The sequence below is a fragment of the Duganella sp. CF458 genome, assembly GCF_900113115.1.
Classification (GTDB): domain Bacteria; phylum Pseudomonadota; class Gammaproteobacteria; order Burkholderiales; family Burkholderiaceae_D; genus Rugamonas.
Genome location: NZ_FOOF01000018.1, coordinates 30,537 through 54,077 on the forward strand (window position 1 = coordinate 30,537; position 23,541 = coordinate 54,077).

At 65.0% G+C, this 23,541-nt stretch carries 20 protein-coding genes; 1 reads left to right on the forward strand and 19 read right to left on the reverse strand.

Annotated features, from left to right (window positions below; genetic code table 11):
* Nucleotides 1-44 precede the first annotated feature (44 nt).
* The 13 genes from BM269_RS23980 to BM269_RS24040 form a co-directional block, all read right to left on the reverse strand.
* A complete protein-coding gene (locus BM269_RS23980; protein WP_090443272.1) occupies nt 45-1,061 on the reverse strand; it encodes a diguanylate cyclase in 1,017 nt (338 codons plus the stop codon).
* Between the two features lie 9 nt (nt 1,062-1,070).
* Nucleotides 1,071-2,099, reverse strand: a complete 1,029-nt coding sequence (gene cheB, locus BM269_RS23985) for a chemotaxis-specific protein-glutamate methyltransferase CheB (RefSeq protein ID WP_090443275.1) — start codon at nt 2,097-2,099, stop codon at nt 1,071-1,073.
* A complete protein-coding gene (locus tag BM269_RS23990) occupies nt 2,096-4,384 on the reverse strand; it encodes a hybrid sensor histidine kinase/response regulator (protein WP_090443278.1) in 2,289 nt (762 codons plus the stop codon). The genes cheB and BM269_RS23990 overlap by 4 nt, the downstream gene beginning before the upstream one ends.
* Nucleotides 4,381-5,052 (reverse strand): chemotaxis protein CheW, encoded by a 672-nt coding sequence (locus BM269_RS23995; protein ID WP_090443281.1) that lies wholly within the window; start codon nt 5,050-5,052, stop codon nt 4,381-4,383. The genes BM269_RS23990 and BM269_RS23995 overlap by 4 nt, the downstream gene beginning before the upstream one ends.
* Before the next feature lie 15 nt (nt 5,053-5,067).
* A complete protein-coding gene (locus tag BM269_RS24000) occupies nt 5,068-6,372 on the reverse strand; it encodes a CheR family methyltransferase (RefSeq protein WP_090443284.1) in 1,305 nt (434 codons plus the stop codon).
* A complete protein-coding gene (locus BM269_RS24005) occupies nt 6,369-6,827 on the reverse strand; it encodes a chemotaxis protein CheW (protein ID WP_090443287.1) in 459 nt (152 codons plus the stop codon). The genes BM269_RS24000 and BM269_RS24005 overlap by 4 nt, the downstream gene beginning before the upstream one ends.
* Nucleotides 6,824-8,635, reverse strand: coding sequence for a methyl-accepting chemotaxis protein (locus BM269_RS24010; RefSeq protein WP_090443290.1), 1,812 nt, complete (start codon nt 8,633-8,635; stop codon nt 6,824-6,826). Before BM269_RS24010 ends, BM269_RS24005 begins: the two co-directional genes overlap by 4 nt.
* 97 nt (nt 8,636-8,732) lie before the next feature.
* Entirely contained in the window at nt 8,733-9,965 is a 1,233-nt protein-coding gene (locus tag BM269_RS24015; RefSeq protein WP_090443293.1) for an argininosuccinate synthase, read from the reverse strand.
* Nucleotides 9,966-10,027: 62 nt separating this feature from the next.
* Entirely contained in the window at nt 10,028-10,951 is a 924-nt protein-coding gene (gene argF, locus BM269_RS24020) for an ornithine carbamoyltransferase (RefSeq protein WP_090443296.1), read from the reverse strand.
* Between the two features lie 45 nt (nt 10,952-10,996).
* Nucleotides 10,997-13,831: an ATP-binding protein gene (locus tag BM269_RS24025; protein WP_090443299.1), complete on the reverse strand. Its 2,835-nt coding sequence runs from the start codon at nt 13,829-13,831 to the stop codon at nt 10,997-10,999.
* 11 nt (nt 13,832-13,842) lie between these two features.
* Entirely contained in the window at nt 13,843-14,742 is a 900-nt protein-coding gene (gene rsgA, locus BM269_RS24030; RefSeq protein ID WP_090443302.1) for a ribosome small subunit-dependent GTPase A, read from the reverse strand.
* Entirely contained in the window at nt 14,739-15,080 is a 342-nt protein-coding gene (locus BM269_RS24035) for a 4a-hydroxytetrahydrobiopterin dehydratase (RefSeq protein WP_090443535.1), read from the reverse strand. Before BM269_RS24035 ends, rsgA begins: the two co-directional genes overlap by 4 nt.
* 8 nt (nt 15,081-15,088) lie before the next feature.
* Nucleotides 15,089-16,360, reverse strand: coding sequence for a M48 family metallopeptidase (locus BM269_RS24040; protein WP_090443305.1), 1,272 nt, complete (start codon nt 16,358-16,360; stop codon nt 15,089-15,091).
* A gap of 58 nt (nt 16,361-16,418) precedes the next feature.
* Between BM269_RS24040 and orn the strand changes: the two genes are divergently transcribed.
* Complete coding sequence (gene orn, locus BM269_RS24045) at nt 16,419-17,006, forward strand: oligoribonuclease (protein ID WP_170860473.1); 588 nt, start codon at nt 16,419-16,421, stop codon at nt 17,004-17,006.
* A gap of 58 nt (nt 17,007-17,064) precedes the next feature.
* Here the strand turns inward: orn and BM269_RS24050 are convergent, their stop codons facing one another.
* The 6 genes from BM269_RS24050 to BM269_RS24075 all read right to left on the reverse strand — a co-directional run bounded on the left by BM269_RS24050 (nt 17,065) and on the right by BM269_RS24075 (nt 23,541).
* On the reverse strand, nt 17,065-18,420 hold the full coding sequence (locus tag BM269_RS24050) for a DUF3526 domain-containing protein (RefSeq protein WP_090443308.1): 1,356 nt from the start codon (nt 18,418-18,420) through the stop codon (nt 17,065-17,067).
* Complete coding sequence (locus BM269_RS24055) at nt 18,420-19,853, reverse strand: DUF3526 domain-containing protein (protein WP_090443312.1); 1,434 nt, start codon at nt 19,851-19,853, stop codon at nt 18,420-18,422. Before BM269_RS24055 ends, BM269_RS24050 begins: the two co-directional genes overlap by 1 nt.
* Complete coding sequence (locus BM269_RS24060) at nt 19,850-20,575, reverse strand: ABC transporter ATP-binding protein (RefSeq protein WP_090443315.1); 726 nt, start codon at nt 20,573-20,575, stop codon at nt 19,850-19,852. The genes BM269_RS24055 and BM269_RS24060 overlap by 4 nt, the downstream gene beginning before the upstream one ends.
* Before the next feature lie 17 nt (nt 20,576-20,592).
* The gene (locus tag BM269_RS24065) at nt 20,593-22,698 is read right to left on the reverse strand and encodes a TonB-dependent siderophore receptor (RefSeq protein WP_090443318.1); all 2,106 of its coding nucleotides are present in this window, start codon (nt 22,696-22,698) and stop codon (nt 20,593-20,595) included.
* 58 nt (nt 22,699-22,756) lie between these two features.
* Entirely contained in the window at nt 22,757-23,089 is a 333-nt protein-coding gene (locus tag BM269_RS24070) for a hypothetical protein (RefSeq protein WP_090443321.1), read from the reverse strand.
* 74 nt (nt 23,090-23,163) lie between these two features.
* Nucleotides 23,164-23,541: a hypothetical protein gene (locus BM269_RS24075; protein ID WP_090443325.1), complete on the reverse strand. Its 378-nt coding sequence runs from the start codon at nt 23,539-23,541 to the stop codon at nt 23,164-23,166.

Sequence of the window (23,541 nt, forward strand, 5' to 3'; positions counted from 1 at the left end):
TTTTGCTGCGCAAAATGTCCTGTTGCCAGAGCTGACCCCGACTTTCATTCTGCGTTGACGACGCGGTTGCGGCCGCCGGATTTGGCGGCGTAGAGGGCGCGGTCGGCTGCCGCGACCAGTTCACTCCACGACGATTGCTTGCTCGGTACGATCGTCCGTACGCCAACCGACATGGTCAGCACGCCGTGGGGCAGGACGTTGGCGTTCTCGATCTCCAGCTTCTCCAGTTGGCGCAGGCAGGCGTTGGCGACATTCATGGCGCCGGCATTGTCGGTCTCGGGCAGGATGATGGCGAATTCCTCGCCGCCGTAGCGCGTGACCAGGTCGGCCGGGCGCTTCAGGTTCTCGGTCATCACCGCCGCCACCTTCTTCAGCGCCAGGTCGCCGGCCGGATGGCCGTAGTTGTCGTTGTATTGCTTGAAGAAGTCGACGTCCACCATCAGCAGCGACAGGGGCGTCTTGTCGCGCTGGCCGCGCTGCCATTCCAGCACCAGGGTTTCATCGAAACGGCGGCGGTTGGAAATGCCGGTCAGCGGGTCGAGTGCGGCCAGCTTTTGCAGCTCCACGTTGGCAGCAGCCAGTTTCTGTTGGCTCTCGCGCAGGAAGCGGAAAGCCTGGTCGCGCTGCAGGCGGTGGATGTGGGCGTTCGAGTGGTGGCGTACGCGCGCCAGTAATTCCAGCTTGTCCGGCAGCTTGACCAGATAGTCGTTGGCGCCGACCGCAAAGCCGTGCGCTTTCAGTTTGGGGTCTTCGCGTGCCGACAGCACGATGATCGGCACTTGCGCCAGCGTCTCCTCGGCGCGAAAGCGGCGGATCAGCTCAAAACCGTCCACCTCCGGCATCACCAGGTCCTGCAGGATCACGGTTGGCTGCAGCGAATTGGCGCTGGCAATGGCTTCACGCGCGTCGGTGGTGAAGTGGAATTCGATATCGTCCTGGTCGGCCAGCATGCGCCGCACCGCTTCCGCAATGATCAACTGGTCGTCGACCAGCAGCACGCGTACCTTGAAATGGGTCAGGCTTGGCTCGGTTTCCAGGTTCAAGGTGAGTACGTCAGGCATCGCTTTCCTTCAAATCAGTTTGCCTCCGATCGAGCTTCGCAGGAATGGGCCGATCTTATCGAGAGGCAGGATGGTTTGCGCCGCATCCAGTTCTATCGCGGCGCGCGGCATGCCATATACCGCGCAACTGGCCTGGTCCTGGGCGATGGTGTTCTTGCCCGCGCGGCGCAGTGCCAGCATGCCTTCGCCGCCATCGCGCCCCATGCCGGTCAGTAGCACGCCGAACGCGTCGCCTTTCCAGTGCTGTGCCACGCAGTTGAAAAACACGTCGACTGAAGGCCGGTAGGCGTACTCCTTCGGGTTGGCATCGTAACCCAGTTGGTGCTTTTCATCCAGCACAAGATGGTCGTTGCTTTTGGCGACCATCACAATGCCCCCCTGCAGCGCTGTGCGATGTTCGATCGCGCGCACGGGCACGGCCAGTTGTTCCGACAGCCACTTGGCGAAATGGTCGGCAAAGTTTTCGTCGATGTGTTGTACCACGACGACGGCGCAATTGGCCGGCGGCGTCCAGCCGGCGAGGATGCGCGAGATGGCCATCGGGCCGCCGGTCGAGGCGCCGATGGCCACCAGGGTATCGAGTGCCGCTTCGCGCGGCTGCGGCAAAACCGCATTGCGGCGTGGCGGCATGGACTGGTTGCCGCCGCTGTGGCGGATCAACCGGTCCATGGTCTTGATCTTGTGCAGCAGTTCGGCGTCGCCGCCTTGCTTCCCCTGCAGCACCGGGGTGGCCGTCACGTCGAGCGCCCCGGCGCCCAGGGCGCGGAACACCTGGTTGACGTTGTCCTGTGGGCGCCCGGTCACCACCAGGATGGCGCAGGGGCATTCTTCCATGATGCGGCGCGTCGCTTCGACCCCGTCCAGCTCCGGCATATTGAGGTCCATCAGGACCAGGTCGGGCCGGTCGACGGAGCACTTATGCACCGCTTCCAGGCCGGTGCGGGCGATCCATGCCACCTGGTGTTCCTGCGTGCTGGCGACCACGCGCCGCAGCGCTTCAGCCGCCATCGGAACATCATTGGCGATGGCGATCCTCATTGGTAAGCTTCGCCTATCAGGTCGGACACCGCATCCAGCAGTGTCTCGTCGTGGAAGCTGCCCTTGGTCAGGTAGTAGTCCGCCCCCGCAGCCAGGCCGCGCGCGCGGTCTTCGGGCCGGTCTTTGTAGGAAACGATCATGACGGGCAGCTTATGCAAGTGCAGGTCCTTTTTGATCAGGGTGACCAGTTCAATGCCATCCATGCGGGGCATGTCGACGTCGGTGATGACCAGGTCGTAATCGCCGCTGCGCACCACGTTCCAGCCATCGATGCCGTCGATCGCGATGTCCACTTCAAAACCGCGCCCCACCAGCAGTTTGCGCTCCATTTCGCGCACCGTAAGCGAATCGTCCACGACAAGGATGCGTTTCATTCTACGCCGTCCCGCGTGATCTGCGCGCGTCAGTTGATGCAGGCCGCCTTCTTCCAGCAGCTTTTCAACCGATAGCAACAGGTCCGGCACGTCCAGGATCAGCACCGGCTCGCCGTCGTCCAGCAGGGCGGCTGCGGAAATATCGCGCATCTTGCCGAAGATCGGATCGATGGCCTGTACTGCCAGGCTTTGTTCGCCGCGGATCTTGTCCACCACCAGGGCATAGCGGCGCGTGGCGCTGCCGATCACCATCACCGGCATTTCCTCGGCATGCTGCATATCGCCCAGTTCCAGCACCTGGGCGGCCGCCACCAGGCCAAGATGCTCGCCGTCGTGGTCGAAGAACTGCTTGTTTTCCAGCGTGTGCACGGCACCCTGCGGCACCATGATGACGCGTTCGACCTTGACGATGGGGACGGCATAGGCTTCGCCTTTGACGTCCACCACCAGGGCGCGCACGATCGACTGCGTGAGCGGCAGGGTGATCGAGGTGCGGAAACCCTTGCCCAGCTCGGACTCGATGCGCACCGTGCCGTTCTGCTGGCGGATGGTGTCGTGCACGATGTCCAGCCCGACGCCGCGGCCGGAAATTTCGGTGATGCCGCCTTTCAGGCTGAAGGCCGGCAGGAACAGGAATTCCATCAGCTCGGCATGCGACATGGCGGCCACCATCTGCTCGGTGGCCATCTTGCGCTCGATGACGGTGCGGCGGATCTTGTCCGGATCGACACCGCGGCCATCGTCGCTGATCTCGATGTTCAGCATGCCGGCGCGATGGCGGGCTTCCATCACAATGGTGCCGGTGGCAGGCTTGCCGGCGGCGAGCCTTTCCTGCGCGGTTTCCATGCCGTGGTCGACGGCGTTGCGCAGCATGTGGTTCAGCGGACTTTCTATGCGCAGCAGGATGTCGCGGTCGACCAGGGTGTCTTCGCCTTCGACCAGCAGCACCACGTCCTTGCCCAGGTTGCGGGCCAGGTCGCGCACCATGCGCGGGAAATGCTGGATGCCGTCGCGGAAGGGACGCATGCGCAGGGACAGCACTTCATCGACCATGTTCTCGGAACCCATCAGCAGGCGGCGTTCGTAGTTTTCCATGTCGGTGATGTGCTCGAGCATGAACTGCTTGAGCGGCTGGCTTTTCTGGATCGCCAGCAGGGCCTTTTCCTTCAGCGTCGGATCGCTGGTGTGGGAGGCGGCTTCCATCACGTCTTCCAGCACGGCGAACAGGGTGGCCTGGTTGCGCTTGTAGCGCTGCATGCCCTGGATCAGGGGATGCAGCTGGTGGGCGTTGATGCGCGCTTCGCTGGCCAGCGCGAGCAGGCGGTCGAAGTTTTGCGCGTTCTTCATCGGCGGCAGGCTGCGGCCGGGGATGGCCGGCTCCCCAGCGCCGTCGGCCGGCGCTTCCGGTACTGGCGCCGGTGCAGGCGCGGATGCCGCAGCAGGTGGTGCTGCGGGTACTGCGGGCATTGCGGGCATTGCGGACTGCAGCATCACCGGCTCCGGCAGGAAGGCAATACCCTGCACATCGTTCATGGTCTTGCTGACTTGAGCGCCATTGGCCGCCAGCCAGCCATCCAGGTCGTCGTTGACGCGCGAGCACTGCACGATCAGGTCGACCGCCGCCAACAGGGCATCGACACGGTTCGGCGTCAGTTTCAGCTTGCCCGCCTGGGCGGCGATGAATGCGTCCTCCATGCCGTGCGCCAGCTGCACGATCATTTCCAGCCCGACGATGGAGGCGGCGCCCTTGATCGAGTGCGCGGCCCGCATCATGGATTCCACGGCGGCCGGATCGTTGCGGCGCTCGAAGGCCAGCAGGCCGTCGGTCAGGAGCTGGGTCTGGCTGTCGGCCTCCATGCGGAACAGGTCCAGCATGGAGAACTGGCTCAGGTCATCCTTCTTGTCGCTCATCGCAAGGTCCTCGCGAGTTGGTAGCCGAGCAGGCTGTCGTCCAGGCAGCCGACCTGCAGGTCCTGGTGCGGCAGCACGCCGGCCAGGTAACGCTCGATGCCCTTGTTGATGGTGGCGGCAGGCGGTTTCAGTGCGCTGGCGGCGTAGCGGATGATGCCGTGCAGTTCCGCCACAGGCAAGGCGTAGGCCTGGGCTTCCCATTGCACCAGCAGCAGGCGGGCGAAGGTATGGCGGCCGCTGATCGCCTCGCCGCCCGATTCGTCGATCCCCAGCAGCTCGGCCAGCGAAATGCAGGGATACAGCTTGCCGCCGGCATTCACCACGCCGCGCAGCCCGCGTGCATCGCGGTGCGGCAGGCGGTGCGGGATGGCTTTCGGCGCGATCTGCTGGAACATGCTGGTCGGCAGGGCGAGCCACTCGCGGCCAATGCGGAAGGCGACGCAGGAGCTGTCCTGGCGCGCGCCCTGGTCCTGCGGGGCGCGGAAGTGTTCGGCCCATTCGCGCAGGTAGCCGGGATTGACGGGACGTTGCAGGTTGCGCACGGCGGCGTCGGCATATACCTCGCAATTGCGGCAATGGACAGCCTGGTCGAGCACCTCGCAACTATGGTCGCCGGCGACGCCGATTCGGTTCCAGCAGGCGTCCATGTCTTGGATTTGATCAGTCATTGTTTTCGTCGGCTATCACTGTGGCTGCTGGCGCTGGAATGCGCGCGCCGCGCGTGCCTTCAACGTGGCGGCGGCGCTGCTGTTGCCGCCTTGCTCTTGCAGCAGGGCCAGGTGGCACAGGGCTTCGTAATGGTCGGGCTGCAGGTAGATGCAACGTTTCAGGTGCGCTTCGGCATCGGCCGGCTTGCCGGCAGTCGCGGCCAGCATGCCGAGGATGAACCAGGCTTCGGCCGACTCGGGTTGCTGGGCGAGGAATTCGCGGCAGGCGGATTCGGCTTCCAGCAACTTGCCGGCGTCGGCCAGCTGGCGCGCGTGCGCCAGCAGCGATCGGTCGCCGGCCGCTATCATGGGCGGCGTTGCGGATGCGCCGGCGCGGCTGGCATGGGGAATGCGTGGCGTGACTGCTGCCGTAGTGGGCGACTTCCCGATGGGATGTACGCTGGCGCCCTGGGCGTTTGGGAAGCCGGGCGCGCCGCTTGGACGCGGGCGGGCGGCGCCAGGGGGCAGCGCGGCGCTGAAGGGCAGGGCAGCGCCGGCTGGGGCGCCGGATCGCTTGATGTCCTTGCGCAGGGCGAAAGCCTGGCGGTGCGGTAGCGGCGCAAAGCCATGCCGGACGAAAGACGGCACTTCCGCGTAGCCCGCCAGGAGCATGCCGTCGTTGGCAAGGTGCGCCGCCAGGCGTTCGATGGCGGCGGCGGTTGTCGGTTCGTCGAAATAGATCAGCAGGTTGCGGCAGAAGATCACGTCGTATTGCCGCGCCGTGCCAAGTTCGCCCTCCAGCAGGCTGCCCTGGCTGAAACGGATGCGCGCGCGCAGGGCCTCGTTGATGCGGTATTGCTCGTCCTCGCCAAGCCAGGTGAAATAGCGGTCGCGGAAGGACAGGTCCTGCCCGCGAAACGCGTTGCGGCCGAACACGCCCGCTTCGGCGCGCGCAATGCAGGCGGCGCTGATATCGATGGCGTCGATCACGAACGACTGCGGCCTTACGCCTGCATCGCACAAGGCCATCGCCATGGAATAAGGCTCTTCGCCGCCGGCGCAAGGCACGGAGAGGATGCGCACGATCCGCGCCCCCCCGGCCAGCCGCTGGCGCACGAACCCGACTGCCGCGGCAAAGGCTTGGGGATCGCGGAACAGCCAGGACTCCGGCACCACCACCAGCTCCACCAGCTCGCGCAATTCCGCCTCGTCGAGTTTGTCGGCGTACGCCTTGCGGGTCGTTGCGCCGGTCGCCTCCATGCGCCGCTTCACGGCCTGTTCGACCGTGTTGCGGGCCAGGTTCAGGCCGGTCAGGCGGCGCAATGTGGAGAGTACGTTCATCCCGCGGCGGCCTCCGCGGGGAACAGGCGCGCCCGCAACTCGGCAGGCAGCAAGTCATTGACCTCGACCAGTTGCACCATGCCTTTGGCGTCGCCGGCCACCTGGCCCAGGAAAGGAGCGGCTTGCACGCCGCTCGGCGCCAGGTCTTGCGCCGATACCTCCTGAACCCCCTGCACGCGCTCAGCCATCAAGCCCAGCGCATGTGTCGTGCCATCGGGCGCCGCGTAATCGGCCACTACGATGCGCGTGTCGAAATGCTGCCGCGACGGCGCACCGCCGCTAATGCGCGACAGGTCGATCACCGGCATCGGATCGCCGTGCAGGTTCAATAAGCCCGCCACACTGTCCGGCGCCAGGGGAATGCCCTTCAGTTCCAGCAAGGGCAGCACGCGCCGCACCTGCCGCAACGGCAGGCCGTAGCGGTCGGCGCCGATGTGGAAGACTAATACCTTCATGCGTTCACGGCGAAAGTGGAGACGCTCGATTGCAGGTCGCCTGCCGCGTACTGCAACTGGTGCACGGCTTCGCTGGTGGCCTTCAGCGATTCGACGGTCTGCTGGGTGGCATCGTTCAGCTGCATCATGGTTTCGGTGATCTGTTGCGCGCCGACCGCCTGCGCCTGCATGCCTTGCAACACGGCGTCGAACTGCGGCGCCAGCTTTTGCACCTGGTCCATCACAGCCGACAACTGGTCGGTCACCTGGCGCACTTCGCCCACGCTGCGGCGGATCTCTTCCGAGAACTTGTCCATGCCCATCACGCTGGCCGACACCGCCGACTGCATTTCCTTCAGCATCTGTTCGATATCCCAGGTCGACACCGAGGTCTGGTCGGCAAGGCGGCGGATCTCCGTTGCCACCACCGAGAAGCCGCGGCCCGCTTCGCCCGCCTTCTCGGCCTCGATGGCGGCATTCAGCGACAGGATATTGGTCTGGTCGGCCACCTTGGTGATGGTGGTTAACACGGAGTTGATATTGGAAGCCTTCTCTGACAGGGCCGCCAGCTTGGCATTGATCGAATCGGTCGCGTTGACCATGTTTTGCATGGTCTGGTCCATGCGGCGCAGGTTGCCTTGCGCCTCGGACGTTGCGCTGGTCGTGTAGTCGGCCACGGCAGTCGCGTCTTCCATGGTTTTCAGCAGCTGCGAAGTATTCGAAGAAATCTCCTTGGTGGTGCTGAGCACTTCCACGGAAGTCTGCGCCTGCTCGACGCCGGTCGCTTCCTGCTGCTTGGCCGATGCTGCGATCTCGGTAGCCGAGGTGGTGACCTGGATGCCGGCCTTCTGCACATTGGTCAGCAACTGGCGCAGGTTGTCGAACATGCGCTGCAGGCCTTCGCCCAACTGGCCGATGGCATCGTCGCCGGCCACCGGTATCTTGCCGGTAAGGTCGCCGCTGGTGGCGCGCGATACTACGCCGAGGAGGGCGTCGACCTTGGACCGCAGCTCGTTGGTCAGCGCCTGCTCGCGTTGGCTTCCTTCTTGCAGCAACTGTGCCATTTTATTGAAGTCTTCACTCACTTTGCCCAGCTCATCGCGCGAAGAAACGGCGACGCGGGCCGCTTGCTCCCCGTTGCCCAGGCGCGCCAATGCCGTGGTCAGGTTGGACAGCGGGCCGAGAATTGCCCGCCCCAGCGTGTAGGCGATCAGTAACGACAGCACGACCACCGCCAGGCCGCCGCCGAGCAGCAAGTTGTTCTGGCTCGCATGCAAATCGACGGCCTTTGTGCTGCGCTCCGCCAACAGGCGCCGCTCTTCATTGGCTGCCAGCTCCAGCACCTCACGTGCGCTGCCGACAATGGCGCTGGCCTCTTTCAGCTCCGCCGATTGCCCCAGAGTTTCTGCTGCCCCCTTGCTGTCTGCCAGCGCCCGGCGCTTGTCGATTTGGCGCCGGATATTCACATCGGCCCAAGTTGCCAGTAAAGCCTGCACCCGTTTCAGGCGTTCGTTTTGCTGGGGGTTGTCGGCGGTAAGCTGTATCGCTTTAGCCATGTGCTGGCGTAGCAGTTCTGCATTTTCCTTTTCGCTGGCGATAAAGCTTTCGTTGCCGGTCAGGATATAGCCGCGCGCATCGACCTGGATTTGCAGCGACGCGTTGTTGACGCGCTCAATCTCGATCAATACTTCCATCGTGTGCTTGTCCCATTTATTGGCTTCGGTCAGGCTGCCGAAGTTGTTATAAGCCAGGACTAACAGTAGCAAGATGATTGCCACTATGCTGCCGAAGCCGATGTACAGTTTATTTTTGATACTTAGATTATTCATGCGCTGGTCTCCGGGAACGAGGGGCTTTCTTCCAAGGCAATGTAGCAAAAAAAACGGGCCGCGCAAAGCGGCCCGTCTTGGGGAGCGGGGGCAGGGCTTACTGTCCGCGCTTATTCCTTGCGTTGGCAGCGATGCGCATGCGCAGCGCGTTCAGCTTGATGAAGCCGCCGGCGTCGGCCTGGTTGTAGGCGCCGCCGTCTTCGTCGAAGGTGGCGATGGTCTGGTCGAACAGCGAATCGGTCTTCGAATCGCGGGCCACCACGATCACATTGCCTTTGTACAGCTTGACGCGTACCCAACCGTTCACGGTTGCCTGGGTGTGGTCGATCAGGGTTTGCAGCGCAACGCGCTCAGGTGCCCACCAGTAGCCGTTGTAAATCAGCGAAGCGTAGCGTGGCATCAGGTCGTCCTTCAGGTGGGCCACTTCGCGGTCCAGGGTGATCGACTCGATGGCGCGGTGCGCCTTCAGCATGATGGTGCCGCCAGGGGTTTCATAGCAGCCGCGCGACTTCATGCCGACGTAGCGGTTCTCCACCAGGTCCAGGCGGCCGATGCCGTGCTTGCCGCCCAGGCGGTTCAGTTCGGTCAGGACGGTGGCGGGGGACATGCGGCTGCCGTTCAGGGAGACGATGTCGCCCTTTTCGAATTCGATGTCCAGGTATTCAGGCTGGTCCGGTGCAGCCTCGGGGCTGACGGTCCAGCGCCACATCGATTCCTCGGCTTCGGCGCTCGGATTTTCCAGGTGGCGGCCTTCGAAGGAGATGTGCAGCAGGTTGGCATCCATCGAGTACGGCGCGCCGCCGTTCTTGTGCTTCATGTCGACGGCGATGCCGGCGTCTTCCGCGTATTTCAGCAGCTTTTCGCGCGACAGCAGGTCCCACTCGCGCCATGGAGCGATCACGCGCACGCCTGGCTTCAGTGCATAGGCACCCAGTTCGAAGCGCACCTGGTCGTTACCCTTGCCGGTGGCGCCGTGCGAGATGGCGTCCGCGCCGGTCTGGTTGGCGATTTCGATCAGGCGCTTGGCGATCAGCGGACGTGCGATCGAGGTGCCCAGCAGGTACTCGCCTTCGTACACGGTGTTTGCGCGGAACATCGGGAACACGAAATCGCGCACGAACTCTTCGCGCACGTCGTCGATGAAGATGTTCTCAGGCTTGATGCCGAACTTCAGCGCCTTGGCGCGTGCCGGTTCCAGCTCTTCACCCTGGCCCAGGTCGGCGGTGAAGGTGACGATTTCGCACTGGTAGTTATCCTGCAGCCATTTCAGGATCACGGAGGTGTCCAGGCCGCCGGAGTAGGCGAGGACTACTTTCTTTACGTCGCTCATGATTTTCTCAGTCAGTTGGTATTGGTTGGTGTTGCCTGAAAAATGGGGTACGTCCCCATTTTTCAGGCAATCTTGCCCAGCAGCAGATATTCGATCAGGGCCTTTTGCACGTGCAGTCGGTTCTCGGCTTCGTCCCAGACCACCGATTGCGGGCCGTCGATGACTTCGGCTGCGACTTCCTCGCCGCGGTGGGCCGGCAGGCAGTGCATGAACAGGGCGTCCGGCTTGGCGCGCGCCATCTTGGCGGAGTCGACGATCCAGCCGTCGAAGGCTTTCAGGCGGGCGGCGTTCTCTTCTTCGTAGCCCATCGAGGTCCACACGTCGGTGTTGACCAGGTCCGCGCCTTCGCAGGCGTCCGACGGGTTGGCGAAGAAGGTGTAGCGGTCGGTCGATACCAGCGACATGTCCATGTCGTAGCCATGCGGCGTGGAGACATTGACATGGAAGCCGAAGACTTCGGCCGCTTGCAGCCAGGAGTACAGCATATTGTTGGCGTCGCCCACCCAGGCCACCACCTTGCCCTTGATCGAGCCGCGATGCTCGATAAAGGTGAAGATGTCGGCAAACACCTGGCAAGGATGGTGTTCGTTGGTCAGGCCGTTAATCACCGGCACGCGCGAATGCGCAGCGAAACGCTCGATGATGTCCTGGCCGAAGGTGCGCACCATGATGATGTCGCACATGCGCGACATCACCTGTCCCGCGTCTTCCACCGGTTCGCCGCGGCCCAGTTGGGAATCGCGGGTATTCAGGTAGATCGCGGCACCGCCCAGCTGGTGCATGCCGGCCTCGAAGGACAGGCGGGTACGGGTCGAGTTCTTGTCGAACACCATGACCAGGGTGCGGTCGATCAGGGGATGGTAAATCTCGTAGGCTTTGAACTTGCGCTTGATTTCCGCTGCGCGGGCGATCACATATTCGTACTCCTCCAGGGTCAGGTCGTTGAACTGGAGGTAGTGCTTGATGCTTTTAGGTGGTATAGACATCTTTGCAAAGTTTTGCTGCGGTGGACTAAAGATTATACGGGCATTTCAATAAATCGTGGCTGGGCGTTCGGGATCATGCCGCGGCGCCGATAACGGCAGGTCCAGCGTGAAGGTGGTGCCTGCGGCGCTGCTGTCGACGGCGATCTGGCCGCCCAGCAGGGAAGTGACGATGTTATAACTGATCGACAGTCCCAGTCCCGAGCCGCCTTGCCCCAGCTTGGTGGTGAAAAACGGGTCGAAGATGCGCGTCAGGTTTTCCGGCGCGATGCCGCCGCCGTCGTCGCTGAATGATATCAGCACGCGGCCTTCGGCCGGCGTGGTCGCCAGCAGGCGCAGTTGGCCGCCTTCGCGGCCGTCGAAGGCATGCAGCAGGGCGTTGTTGATCAGGTTCGTGATGACCTGGCCGAAGGGCCCGGGATAGCTGTCCAGCATGATCAGTTCCGGCACCGCGAATTCGATCTTGTGGGCGTCCTTGCGGATGCGGTTCATCACCGTGGCCACCACTTCGTGCGTCACCTGGTGCAGGTTGAAGATGCGGCGCTGCTCGGTGGTGCGGTCGACCGCCACCTGCTTGAAGCTCGATACCAGGTCCGCCGCGCTGTGCAGGCCGCGCATCACCAGGGTGGACGCCTTGCGCGCGTCGTCGATGTAGGACAGCAGTTCCGACTTGCGCAGCCCGCGGCCATTGACGGCGTCTTCCAGCGCGGTGGTTTTCTGTTCCAGCGTGCTGGCGATCAGCAGGCTGTTGCCGATCGGTGTATTCAGTTCGTGCGCCACGCCCGCCATCAGCGCGCCCAAGGCCGCCAGCTTTTGCTGCGACACCAGTTGCGACTGGGCTTCCTGGAGCTGCCGGTAGGCCAGGGCGTTGTCGAGGGCGATCGCGCCGTAGGCGCACAGTGTGCGGAAAATCAGGCGCTCGCGTTCACCGTAGGCGTTGGCGTGCATGGCCTGCACCGTCATCACGCCCAATACCCGTTCGCCTACCAGCAGCGGCACGTACAGGGCGCTGCGGCTGGCCGCGGTACCGGGCGTGACGGTGCTGTCGCGCTCGGCCGGGATCTGGTCCATGTACACCTCGCGCCGTTCGCGCAGGCATTGCGCGGTATATGCCGTGGGGTGGTCGAGCGCGATCGCGTTGCGGGGCAGGGCCTGGCCGGCCTCCACGCCGAAGGCGCGCTCCAGCTGGCTGCCGGAGGGATCGACCAGGTAGACCGCGAAGGTATTGGCCGACAGCAGGGCGTGGGTATGGCGGTCCAGGGCCTGGAATACGGCGCCGGCGTCGAGGTGGGTGGTGATCTCCTGGCCGATGGCGGACAGGCGCTCCAGCAGTTTGCTGGTCTGCTGCAGCACTTCGGCGCGACGCGCCTCGGACATGGCCAGTTCGCGGTGATGCAAGCCTTCCGCGCGCGCCTGCTCCGTCTGGTGGTGCACCTGCATGGCGATGGCGCGGCTGGTGGCTTCCAGGGTGTGGGTCTTCTCGCGCGCGGCGCTGGCGGCAGTCGCCATTTCATAGGCGCGGGCAAAATCGCCCAGGCGTGCATATTCGGCGCCCAGGGCGTCGTACAGGTCGCCCGGCACCGTATAACCCTTGATGGTCTGCGCCGCTTCCAGCGCCTTGTGCAGGTAATGCAGGCGCGCGTTCGGCGCTCCCATGCCGGGCGGCGCCGACAACTGGAGTTGGCCGTGGATCAATGCCAGGACGCGCAACGCGGCGATATGGTGGAAGGCATTGTGGTGGCGCGCCGCGCGCTCCACCGCCAGCAGCGCCATGTCCAGCGCTTCCAGCGAACGATTGAGGTAGCTCAGGGCATGTGCCTGGCCGCGCAGCGCGACGATCTTGAAGTCGCCCTGCTGCAGCGCTTCGGCACGGTCCGACAGGCGCTGGAAGGCGTCCAGCGCTTCGCCGTAGTCTTTCTTGTCCAGGCACAGTTCCCCCAGGTGCTGCAGGGCGATGGCGTAGGTGCGGCCATTGGCTTGCGGCGCCAGGATCACCAGCGCTTCGCGCAGCAATTCCTCCGCCGCATCCAGGCGGCCCAGGCGGCGCACGATGTCCGCCGTGTGCACCAGGCAGGAGGCGATGCTGCGCGGCCAGCCGGTGGGCTTGGCCAGCTCCATGGCGCGCTGCATCCATTCCAGCCCGGAATGGTGGTCGTTCAGCTGCGAGAATTTTTCCGCGATATTGATGGCGGCGGTGGCGGCAGCGCGGATCTGGCCCGTTTCCAGTGCCGCCTCGTAGCTGCGGATGTAGAAGCCGGCGGAATTGCCGATGTCGCCACTCTGGCTGGCGGCGATGGCGAAGAAATCGTTGATCCAGCAATCGACGCTCGGCGGCACATCTTCGGCAAGGTCGAAGCGCGAGCCCCAGCGCTCAGTCGCGGCGTGCAGGTCGCCCAATGCCGCCCAGCGTGCCTGGACTGCATCGGCGATGGCGGCGCGCTGCCGGTCGCCGGCCTTATGCGCCCACAGGGAACAGGCTTCCAGTTCCGCATCGCGCTGGCCATGGTTGCCGCGGTCGACCGAGATCCAGGCTCTCAGCCAATGGGTGTCGGCGCGGCCGATGCAGTCGTCATGGGTTTCGAATGCCTCCATGGCGCGCGCCGCCAGGGCCCAGGCGGCGTCGAGCTCTCCCTGCAGCCAGCGGATTTCGCCGTCGATCAGCAGCAGGCGCGCTTCCAGGCAGGCGCGTCCAAGGTCCGGCAGTTGTGCCGCGGATGCCAGGGCGGCCGCTTCGCGCGCCAATTCCTGCGCGCGCTTGCCGTCACGCTGCCGGAGATGCCAGGCCAGGGGCAGCAGCACTGGAAGCCGCATGACGCCACGCAATGGCAGGAGCTCAAGCTCCCACTGCGCCACGGCATCGTCATCGGCAAACAGAAGCTGCATCGGCGTCCCGGTCAATAGAGCGTTTGCGAGGACTCGTGCAATAACTGGCCGTAAAGCGTATGCCGCATTTTCGCGATCTTGCCTTCGTTGACGGCCTCCAGCACCGCGCATTGGGGCTCGCTCAAATGCCGGCAATTGTAGAACCGGCAGCCGCCCAGGTAGGGCTGGAAATCGCGGAAGGCCCGCTCCAGCATGCCTTCGCTCAGGTGGTACAGGCCGAACTCCTGGAAACCCGGCGAATCGATCACGCTTGATTCGGGGCCCACGTGGTACAGGCGGGTGAAGGTGGTGGTGTGCTTGCCGGTGTCGAGCGCCTCGCTGATCTCGCGCGTGGCGATATCGGCGTCCGGCACCAGGATGTTGATCAGCGAAGACTTGCCCATGCCCGATTGCCCGATCAGGATCGAGGAATGCCCCTGCAGCAGCGGCGCCAGGGTGGCGCCGGTCTGCTCCGGCTGGCCGGTGGCCGACACTTCGATCACTTCATAGCCCATGGCCGAATACACCTGCAGGCGCTTGCGGGCGTGCTCCAGCATCTCAGTCACGTCAACCTTGTTCAGCAGCAGGCGCACGTGGATGCCGGCCGCTTCCGCCGCCACCAGGGCGCGCGATACCAGGTCGTCCGAGAAGCTCGGCTCCGTGGCGACCACGATGAACAATTGGTCCACATTGGCCGCCAACAGCTTGGACTTGTACTGGTCGGAACGGTACAGCAGCGTCTTGCGCTCCTGGATATTGTCGATCACCGCCTGGTCGGGCGAGGTCAGGGTCAGGTCGACGAAATCGCCGACCGCCACATTGGTCTTCTTGCCGCGCGTGACGCATTGCAGGCGCTGGCCTTCCGCTTCCGCCAGGTAGTGGCGGCCGTGGGCTGCGATGATGGTGCCGGTTCGTTTGGTCCCCTTGCTCATGCCTGGCCCAGTGCATCGGCCTTGGCGGCGCAGATGAAATCGTTGATCGACAAGCCGTTGACCGAGTGCGTGTCATAGCGCACCTGGCAAGTCTTGTAGCCCACTACCAGCTCGGGGTGGTGGTCTTCGCGGTGGGAGATGTAGGCCAGTGCATTCACGAAGGCCATGGTCTCGTGGTAGTTGTTGAAGCCGAAAGTGTTCACCAGCTTGCCGCTGGCCATGCTCCAGCCATCCAGCAACTGGCACAGGCGCAGCGCTTCGGCTGCATCCAGGGCTTGCGTCTGGTGGCTGCAGCGCAGGGTGCGCAGGTCGGCCGCGGTGTGGATATTCGCTGTCATTGGCGCATTCATTGGGAAACCGCCAGGTTGAGTTGACGGATCCGCACGCTGGCGGGCGGGTGCGAATCGTAAAAGGCCGAATGCAGCGGGTCAGGCGTCAGGGTCGACGCATTATCCTCGTACATCTTGACCAGCGCCGACACCAGGTCGCGCGCGTCGGTATGCTTGGCGGCGAAGGCATCGGCCTCGAATTCGTGCTTGCGCGAGGTGAGCGATGTCAGCGGGCCAAACAGGAAGGTAAAGACCGGCAGCACCAGCATGAACAGCAGCAGCGCCAGTGCGTCGTTGGCCTGGCCGGGCACGATGATCGGGTTCACGCCCAGGCCGGTGTAGAACCAGAGCTGGCCTTTCAGGTAGCCCAGCAAGGCCAGGAAGCCAAGCGACAGGCCGAACATCACCACGATGCGCTTGACGATGTGTTTCAGCTTGAAGTGGCCCAGTTCGTGCGCCAGTACCGCTTCCACTTCCTGCGGCGACAGGCTCGACACCAGGGTGTCGTAGAACACGATGCGCTTGGCCGCGCCGAAGCCGGAGAAGTAGGCGTTGCCGTGCGCGCTGCGCTTGGAACCGTCCATCACGAACAGGCCTTTGGAAGCAAAGCCCACGCGCGCCATCAAGCCTTCGATGCGCTGTTTCAGCGATTCGTCGGCCAACGGCGTGAATTTGTTGAACAGCGGAGCGATCAGGTTGGGGTAGAGCGCCATCACCAGCAGCTGGAAGCCGCACCACACGAACCAGGCGTACAGCCACCACAGGCTGCCGGCTTTTTGCATCAGCACCAGGATCACCCACACCAGCGGCAGGCCGATCACGGTGGCGATGCCGACGCCTTTGACCAGGTCCAGGAAGAACAGGCGCTTGCTCATCTTGTTGAAGCCGAAGCGCTCTTCCAAGGTGAACTGGCGATAGTAATCGAGCGGCAGGTCGATCAGGCCCGACACCATGCCAAAGGCGACAATCAGCCCGAGCTGGTAAGCCATGCCGCCCCCAGTCAGGTTGAACAAAGTCGCCGACAGCCATTGCAGGCCGCCCAGGAAGGTAAATCCGATCAGCGCACTGCTCGAAATGAGCATATTCACCAGGCCCAGCTTGGTGCGCGCGATGGTGTAGTCGGCGGCTTTCTGGTGGGCGGCAAGGGGGATCTTTTCCGCGAATTCAGCCGGCACGGCGGCGCGGTTCTGCAGCACATGGCGGATGTGGCGCGAGGCGAGCCAGAAGCGCACCGCCACGGTCAATGTTAAAAATGCAACGAACAAAAACGAAAACGCGTGTGAATACATTCTGTGCCTGTGAGAAAATGGCGGATTAATCCTGCCTTATATTGTCTTAGAGAGAATTATGTCACAAGCGAACGACACCCCGGCAACCCCGGCCACCCCGCAGCGCCCGAATGAAATGAACCTGGTGTGGGTCGACATGGAGATGACCGGCCTGGAGCCTGAGACCGACCGCATTATCGAAGTGGCAATGGTGGTCACCGACATGCACCTGAACGTGCTGGCCGAAGGCCCGGTGTTGGCAATCCACCAGTCGGACGAAACGCTGGACAAGATGGACGCCTGGAACAAGGGCACCCACGGCCGCTCCGGCCTGATCGAGCGCGTGAAAGCGTCGACCGTGAGCGAGGCGCAAGCCGAAGCCGAACTGATCGCCTTCATGCGCCAATGGGTCCCGAACGGCAAATCGCCAATGTGCGGCAACACCATCGGCCAGGACCGCCGCTTCATGGTCAAGTACATGCCGAAGCTGGAAGCGTTCTTCCACTATCGCAATATCGACGTCTCGACCCTGAAAGAACTGGGCCGCCGCTGGAAGCCCGACATGGTCGCCGGCTTCAAGAAAGCGCAAAAACACACCGCCCTGGCCGACATCGTCGAATCGATCGAAGAACTGAAGTACTACCGCGAAAACTTCATCAAGCTGTAATTGCCGCAACAAATGTCCACCCGGGGTCAGGAACCAAGTGGACATTTCGCCTTGCGGGTTAGCCCACTACACGGGCAGTGCGGCGCAGGCCCAGGAACAGGGCTGCCGCGGAGAGCGCCGCCAGTGCGGCGACCAGTGGCCAGGGCGGAACCCCGTCCCCGCCCGCAGGCGAGTACACCGGCAGGCGTGCGAAGTCGGCCGGGCCAAACGGCTTCCCGTTGAAGACGTAAGGATAGAAGTGGCGCCGTACCCGCTCGTGGTAGGCCGCCACGCGATCCAGGTAGGCCAGCCGCGCCTCCATGTCGCTGCCGGCCAGCCGGTGCATTAGTACCTGCACGTTCACACCCGCCAGCAGCAGGCCTGCATGTCGCGTCCATTCTTCACGCGACCATAGCGCACGGCGGTACTGCGCCGCCTGGGCCGACACCATGTCATCTCCAGCCTGGTGCATCGCGTAATACCATTTCCAGTGAAAGCCTTCCGGCAGGGGCGCAGTGTCCTTCCATTCCGGATGCGTACCGAAGAAGCGCTGCATCGTTTCGTCCCGCGGCGTATCCCATGCCGTATGCACGGCCTGGCGCTGTGCCAGCGCCAATTCAGCGCCTTGTGCGACCGGAAGTGCGCGCTCCAGCGCGGCGTTGACTGCCGTCGGCAGCACCAGCGCAAGCAGCACGAAGGCGGCCAGCAGCAGTGCGGCGCCGGCGGCCGCGTTGCGCGCCACGGCTGCGCCCCAGGCAGCCAGACCGCACCAGAAGGCGACGTACAGCAGGGCGGCCACGGCCAACATGGCGGTTTCGCCGGCAGCAGCCCGGGACAGAAGCGCACCCAGGGCCAGCGGCAGCAGCAAGGCGGCGGCAACCAGCGCAAGGCGCAGCACAATCCGCCGCCGCCACAGCGCACCGGACTCGCCGGGAAGGGATGACAGCAGCCGCAATCGTCCCGCTTCGCGTTCCCCGCTGACCAGGTCGTGCATCAGCGCGATGATGAACAGGGGCGCGAGGTAGACCAGCACGAAAGCAAAATCGAAGCGCCCCGGCGCCGCCAGCTCCGGGTTGAAGGCCTCCGATTCGTAGAGCTGCGCCTGCAAGCCCAAGGCGCGCACCTGCAGCGCGAAAGGCTGGACGTCGCGCTGGCCGATGGCGGCGAAAGCCAACGGCGCCGCGGGGGAGAAGGTCAGGTGCGGCGTGTAGTAGGCCGTGAGCCCGGCATCGCCGTCGGCGGGCTGGCGCCCCGCCCGCTCGGCAAGGTCGGCGGCGTGGACCGCTGCAATCCGCTCCAGCGCTACCCGCTGCGCAGCCACCGTCCGCATGCCGTTCCAGACCGCCAGTGCGGACAACAGTGCCAGCACCGCAAGCGCCGCGATTGCAGGCCGCGCGCGTAACAGCAGCAGGATTTCAAACTTCCAGTTCTTCATCAGATTTTCCTTTCCAAACGGCGCGCTACATACAAGGCGGCCAGTGCTGCCGCGGCCAGCCAGCCGGCGAGAATGGCCAGTGCGGGCCAGACGCGCTGCGCGACGTTGCGTTCCAGCGGGGAGGGCGGGTGCCGGTAGCGCGGCAGGGCGCGCCAGTAATCGGCCGAAATGCGCTGGGCGCGGTCGTCGTGGTATTTCACTTTTTCGGCATGCAGGCGGTTCAGGGCCTGGATCAGGCGATAGCGATAGTCCTCGCCGGCCAGCAGGAAGCGTTCATGCGCGCCGCGATCGGTATCGGCCAAGGCTGCCGACATGCTGCGCAGGGCCAGCAGCGGCACCGCCATTGCCGCCGTATCCAGCAGGCTGCCCTGCATGGCCTGGCGCGCGAAGTCGCGCTGCATGCTGGACAGGAACAGCTCGCTGGTCAGCCGCTCGCCTTCTTCGATCACCAGCCCCTTGTAGTTGACCGGCAGGTCTTCGACCTGGCTGACGCCATAGCGTTTCAACACGCTGTCGCGGAAATTCCTGAAATAGGGATCGTCCGGGTTATGGCTGTCGCCGATGCGGGCCAGTTCCGCGTGGACGGCAGCCTCCATTTCGATGCGGGTCGGGCGCGGCACCATGCCGGCTGCCACGTCGGGCAGCACGCGCGGCAGCAGTACGGCCATCAGGGCCCAGGCGCCGACCAGCAACAGCAGGGCATCGCGGGCCCGACGCGCCAGCGCCGACAGCAGGACTGCAGCGGCCGACCATAGCAGGAGGTAGGCGGCGTAGCCCAGTACCAGCCAGGCGGCCGGCTCGGCCAGCAGCGGATCCACCGCGGCAATCGCCGCCAGCGCAGCCAGCGCCGGTGCCGCCAGCAGCACGGCCAGGATGCCGTGCGCCGCCAGCTTGCCGGTCATCAGCGCGCCGCCGCTGACCCCATGCGCCAGCATCAGGCGCAGCTGTCCTCGTTCGCGCTCACGTGCCAGCGAGCCGAAGGCAAGGAACACCAGCAGCAAGGGTGCCAGCACCTGCAACACGAAGGCCGGCGTCAACTGGCCGAAGCGCAGCAGCAGGGAGGATTGGCCCGCATCGCTGAAGTTGGCGCTGTTCTGCCGATGCCCCTCCAGGTACAGCGTGCTGCCGGTGAAGGGCGCCACGCCGAAATCGAAAAAGGCAAGGGCGGTCAGGGGCCGGAACACGTAGTGCCCGTAATGCACCACACGGTGCGGATGGCGGTCCGGCTGGCTGTCCCACTGTTCATCGGCATGGTGTTGCAGCCGTTGGCGCTGCGCTTCCACGCTGTGGGCGCGTTCCAGGCTGACCATGATGGCGGCCAGCGTCAAGACCAGCAGCAGGCCTGCCGCCGCGACAGCGACCTTGCTGCGCCGCAGGGCGCGCCATTCTTCGCATGCGACGCGCCAGGCGGTGGCCGAAAAAGCCGGCCTCATGCCGCCCTCCGCGCGTCGGCATAGCGCTGGAACAGCTGCTGCACGTCGAAGCGCTGCGGCCCTTGCGCGGACAGTTCATGCGCGATGCGGCCGCGGTCCAGGAAACCGATGCGGTCCGCCACTTCGGCCGCGCCCAGCAGGTCGTGCGTCACCATGAATACGGTGACGCCGTGTTCGCGCAGCTTGAGCAGCAGGGCATTGAATTCGCTGGTGGCGTGCGGGTCCAGGCCGGTCGTCGGTTCGTCCAGCAGCAGCACCGGCACCAGGCGTGCCACCGCCAGCGCGATCGCGACTTTCTGGCGCATGCCTTTGGAATAGCCGCCCAGGCGGCGCTCCCAGTCCGCCTGCGCCAACCCGACATCGTCAAGGGCGGCTTCGATGATGGCCGGCGCGGCGTCGGCCCCGCCCATGCGCAGCAGGTACTCAAGGTTCTCGCGTGCCGACAGGTGCTCGTACAGCGCCACGTTCTCCGGCACATAGGCCAGGCTGGCGCGTGCGGCCAGCGGCTCGAACGCAGGATCGATGCCGCACACGCGCGCATAGCCGTCCAGCGGGCGTGCGAAGCCCAGGAAGGCGTTCAGGGTGGTGGATTTGCCGGCGCCATTGCCGCCCAACAGGGCGTAGATTTCGCCGCGCCTCACCTGCAGGTCGAGGCAGTCGAGTACCGTGGCCGTGCCATAGCGGACGGTCAGGCCCACAGTTTCAAGTGCGATGTTGTTCATGCGTGTTCTCCTTAAGGTCAGTAGGAAGCCTGCAGTCCGAGCGATACCGCACGCGCCGATCCGGGCGCCACCCAGGTGCGCTGGTAGGAACTGGTGTAGTAGGTCTTGTCGAAAACGTTGTCGATGTCGAGCGACAGGCGCAGGCCGCGGGCGATATGCCAGTGCGCGACCAGGCGGGCCACGGTGTAGGCAGGCAGTTCGAAAGGCGCGGCACCGGCGTTGGCCTGTGCCTGCGTGCGGGATTCGCCCAGGCGGCGGCCGGTATGGGTGGCGCCGCCTCCAAGCGCGAAACGTTGGCCCGCCAGGATGCCTTCATACACCAGCATCAGGCTGCCGTTCACACGCGGCACGTTCAGCAGCCGTCCCCCTTGTTCCAGCGTGTTGTCGCGCAGGACTTCGGCATCGAGCAAGGACAGGCTGGCATTGGCGCGCCAACTGCGGCCAAGCTGGCCGGCCAGGTCGAAGTCCAGGCCCCGGCTGCGCACCTCGCCTGCCGCCACGGAGTAGGAAGGCTGCACCGGATCGGTGGTCAGGGCATTGCGCTTGCGTATATCGAACACGGCCAGCGTGGCGCCCAGTCGTCCGCCAGCCTGTTCCCACTTCAGGCCCGCTTCACTGGCTCTGCCGCGTTCCGGTGCGAAGGCGTTGCCGCGCGCATCGCTGCCGGTGTTGGGGCGGAACGAACTGCCCCAGTTGGCGAACAACGTCCACTCGGGCGTGGCGAGGTAGCTGGCGCCGACGCGGGGCGAACTGGCGTGCGGCTGCTGCTCTGCGATGCTGCCGTTGCGCCGGTTGCTTAAGGTTTGCCCATGCCGGTCGTGGCGCATGCCGGCCACCGCGCGCCATCGTTCGCCGAGGTGCATCGTGTCCTGGGCGTATAGCGCCACATTGCGCTGCTTTTCCAGCGTGTCGGTGAATGGCGATGGCATCGGCTGCGGCTGGCCGTACACCGGGGCCAGCACGTCGATGGCGTACGGCGCCGCCGCGCTCGGGCTGGCGCGCGACATGCGCAGGTCATAGTCGAAGCGGAAGGCTTCCACACCAAGCAGCAGTTCGTGGCCGGGCGCGACGCGGCCCGCCAGCTCGGCATGCGCCCCCAGATCGTCCGAGGCATAGTCGCGCAAGCGGCGCTGGCGGCGCAGGGTACGCTGGTTGGCATCCAGCGCGGCTGCCGGTTCCGTTGCGTAGCCGTCGAGCGTGCCGCGCTTCCACAGCAAGCCGGCGCGCAGCTGCCACTGGACGGACAACGTATGCTCCAGCATCAACTGCTGTGTGCTGTTGAAAATGCGGATATCGCCGTCAGCCGGCTCGCCGAGAAAGCGTTCGCGCGGCACCGCCCCCAGCACGCCGTTGACTGCGGCGACGCCGCGGTCCAGCGTGCCGGTATGGCGCAGCAGCTCGCCGCGGTACTCGAGGCGGGTGTCCGGTCCGGCCTTGATGGTCAGCGCCGGCGCCAGCAACGTGCGGCGTGATTGCACATGATCGCGGAAACTGTCGCGCTTTTCGCTGGCGGCATTCAGGCGCCAGGCCAGCACGTGGCCCAGCGGGCCGGTGGCGTCGAGCGCTGCGCGGCGCAGGCCAAAGCTGCCGATCACGGCGTCCAGCGCATAAGCAGGGCGCCACAAGGGCCGCTTGCTCACGATGTTCAGCGTGCCGCCCGGCTCACTGGCGCCGTATAGCGCGGCCACCGGGCCTTTCAGGAATTCGATGCGCTCGACCGCCGCCGTATCGCGCGGCGCGTTGATGCCGCCCCGGTTGGCGGCGAAGCCGTTCAGCAGCAGGGCCATGCCGTTGTTCGGATCGCCCGCCAGGCCGCGGATGGCGATGTTGTCCCACAGTCCGCCGAAGCTGTTCTGGCGCGATACGCCGCCGGCATAATCAAGCGCATCGTCAATGCGCAGGGCACCCAGGTCGTCCAGCACCTGGCGCGGCATGATGCGTACTGCTTGCGGCAGTTCGCGCAGCGCCAGCTCTGTCTTGCTGCCTTGCGCATCGTCGGCGAGGTAGCTGCCGGAGTCGCGGCGGCCCACGACTTCGACCGATTGCAGGTCTTCGGCGCCTGCCGTAAGGGCGAGCAGGGCCAGCGCGCCCGGAACGGCGCGCAATTGGAAATTCTTCTTCATTTTTCAATCTCGTCTTGCTTGAACAAAGCGCCGCCGTGGCAGGCGGTGCAGGGCTTGGTCAGGGCAAGGCGGGCTTGGGCGGCCCGCGCGGCAAGCGGGCTATGGCGATGCGGCGGCCGAGCGGCAGCGCCATGGCGCAGGGCTGCGGCCGGACCAAAGGGGTTGCCGGCGCCAGCGCGCTGGCGACTGCGGGCAGGCGTTCGGCCAGCGTGGCTGCGTCGTAAGCCAGGCAGGTATGCGCAGGCGCGGCATCGCGGGCTGCATCGGGCCAGGCGTGGAGTATGCGGTGCCGCAGTCCGGCGGCCGCTGCCAGCAGCAGCGCCATCGTCAACATAGCGATCAGCGCAGTGCGGGCAGCGGGCCGCGACGGCACACCGGTGCGTCGGGTCATTTGCATAGCGGAAGGCGGCACGGGGCCGCAGTCGTGGCTAGGAACCCTGCGCGCAAAAGGGCAGGGGCGTCAGGTCACGAAGCGATGCAGGGCGGCGCTTGCCGCGGGGGGGTCAGGTAGCGGGGAGAGGCGAACCAGCCGGGCGCGGATGGCAGGCGCGCCAGCAGGTAGGCCACAGCGAGGAAGATCGCCAGCAGGGCCGGCGGAGTGCCGGGCAGGTCGGCCGGGAAGTGACTTGCCATCTGGCAGGCCACGCAGTCATCGAGCTTGTCGGCCAGGTCGTGGCTGTGGGTGGACGCGGCCAGCAGTTGAAGGGCAAACACGATCGCGCACAGCGCAAGCATCCAGCGCCACAGGCGTTTGCCTTGGCGCGGTGTGCGGAGCTGCTGCGTGAAGGGAGTTTGCATGGGCAGCGAGTATAGCATCGCTTTTGCCGCCCGTGCGGCCGCCAT

Bases quoted from the DNA above. Each gene is read 5' to 3' on its own strand.
- orn (WP_170860473.1), top strand. From the start codon at position 16,419: ATGTCACAAGCGAACGACACCCCGGCAACCCCGGCCACCCCGCAGCGC.
- argF (WP_090443296.1), bottom strand. From the start codon at position 10,951: ATGTCTATACCACCTAAAAGCATCAAGCACTACCTCCAGTTCAACGAC.
- BM269_RS24040 (WP_090443305.1), bottom strand. From the start codon at position 16,360: ATGTATTCACACGCGTTTTCGTTTTTGTTCGTTGCATTTTTAACATTG.
- BM269_RS24050 (WP_090443308.1), bottom strand. From the start codon at position 18,420: ATGAAGAACTGGAAGTTTGAAATCCTGCTGCTGTTACGCGCGCGGCCT.
- BM269_RS24005 (WP_090443287.1), bottom strand. From the start codon at position 6,827: ATGAAGGTATTAGTCTTCCACATCGGCGCCGACCGCTACGGCCTGCCG.
- BM269_RS24070 (WP_090443321.1), bottom strand. From the start codon at position 23,089: ATGACCCGACGCACCGGTGTGCCGTCGCGGCCCGCTGCCCGCACTGCG.
- cheB (WP_090443275.1), bottom strand. From the start codon at position 2,099: ATGAGGATCGCCATCGCCAATGATGTTCCGATGGCGGCTGAAGCGCTG.
- rsgA (WP_090443302.1), bottom strand. From the start codon at position 14,742: ATGAGCAAGGGGACCAAACGAACCGGCACCATCATCGCAGCCCACGGC.
- BM269_RS24000 (WP_090443284.1), bottom strand. From the start codon at position 6,372: ATGAACGTACTCTCCACATTGCGCCGCCTGACCGGCCTGAACCTGGCC.
- BM269_RS24065 (WP_090443318.1), bottom strand. From the start codon at position 22,698: ATGAAGAAGAATTTCCAATTGCGCGCCGTTCCGGGCGCGCTGGCCCTG.
- BM269_RS24055 (WP_090443312.1), bottom strand. From the start codon at position 19,853: ATGAGGCCGGCTTTTTCGGCCACCGCCTGGCGCGTCGCATGCGAAGAA.
- BM269_RS24035 (WP_090443535.1), bottom strand. From the start codon at position 15,080: ATGACAGCGAATATCCACACCGCGGCCGACCTGCGCACCCTGCGCTGC.
- BM269_RS24010 (WP_090443290.1), bottom strand. From the start codon at position 8,635: ATGAATAATCTAAGTATCAAAAATAAACTGTACATCGGCTTCGGCAGC.
- BM269_RS24015 (WP_090443293.1), bottom strand. From the start codon at position 9,965: ATGAGCGACGTAAAGAAAGTAGTCCTCGCCTACTCCGGCGGCCTGGAC.
- BM269_RS23995 (WP_090443281.1), bottom strand. From the start codon at position 5,052: ATGACTGATCAAATCCAAGACATGGACGCCTGCTGGAACCGAATCGGC.
- BM269_RS24025 (WP_090443299.1), bottom strand. From the start codon at position 13,831: ATGCAGCTTCTGTTTGCCGATGACGATGCCGTGGCGCAGTGGGAGCTT.
- BM269_RS23990 (WP_090443278.1), bottom strand. From the start codon at position 4,384: ATGAGCGACAAGAAGGATGACCTGAGCCAGTTCTCCATGCTGGACCTG.
- BM269_RS24060 (WP_090443315.1), bottom strand. From the start codon at position 20,575: ATGAACAACATCGCACTTGAAACTGTGGGCCTGACCGTCCGCTATGGC.
- BM269_RS24075 (WP_090443325.1), bottom strand. From the start codon at position 23,541: ATGGCGGCCGCACGGGCGGCAAAAGCGATGCTATACTCGCTGCCCATG.
- BM269_RS23980 (WP_090443272.1), bottom strand. From the start codon at position 1,061: ATGCCTGACGTACTCACCTTGAACCTGGAAACCGAGCCAAGCCTGACC.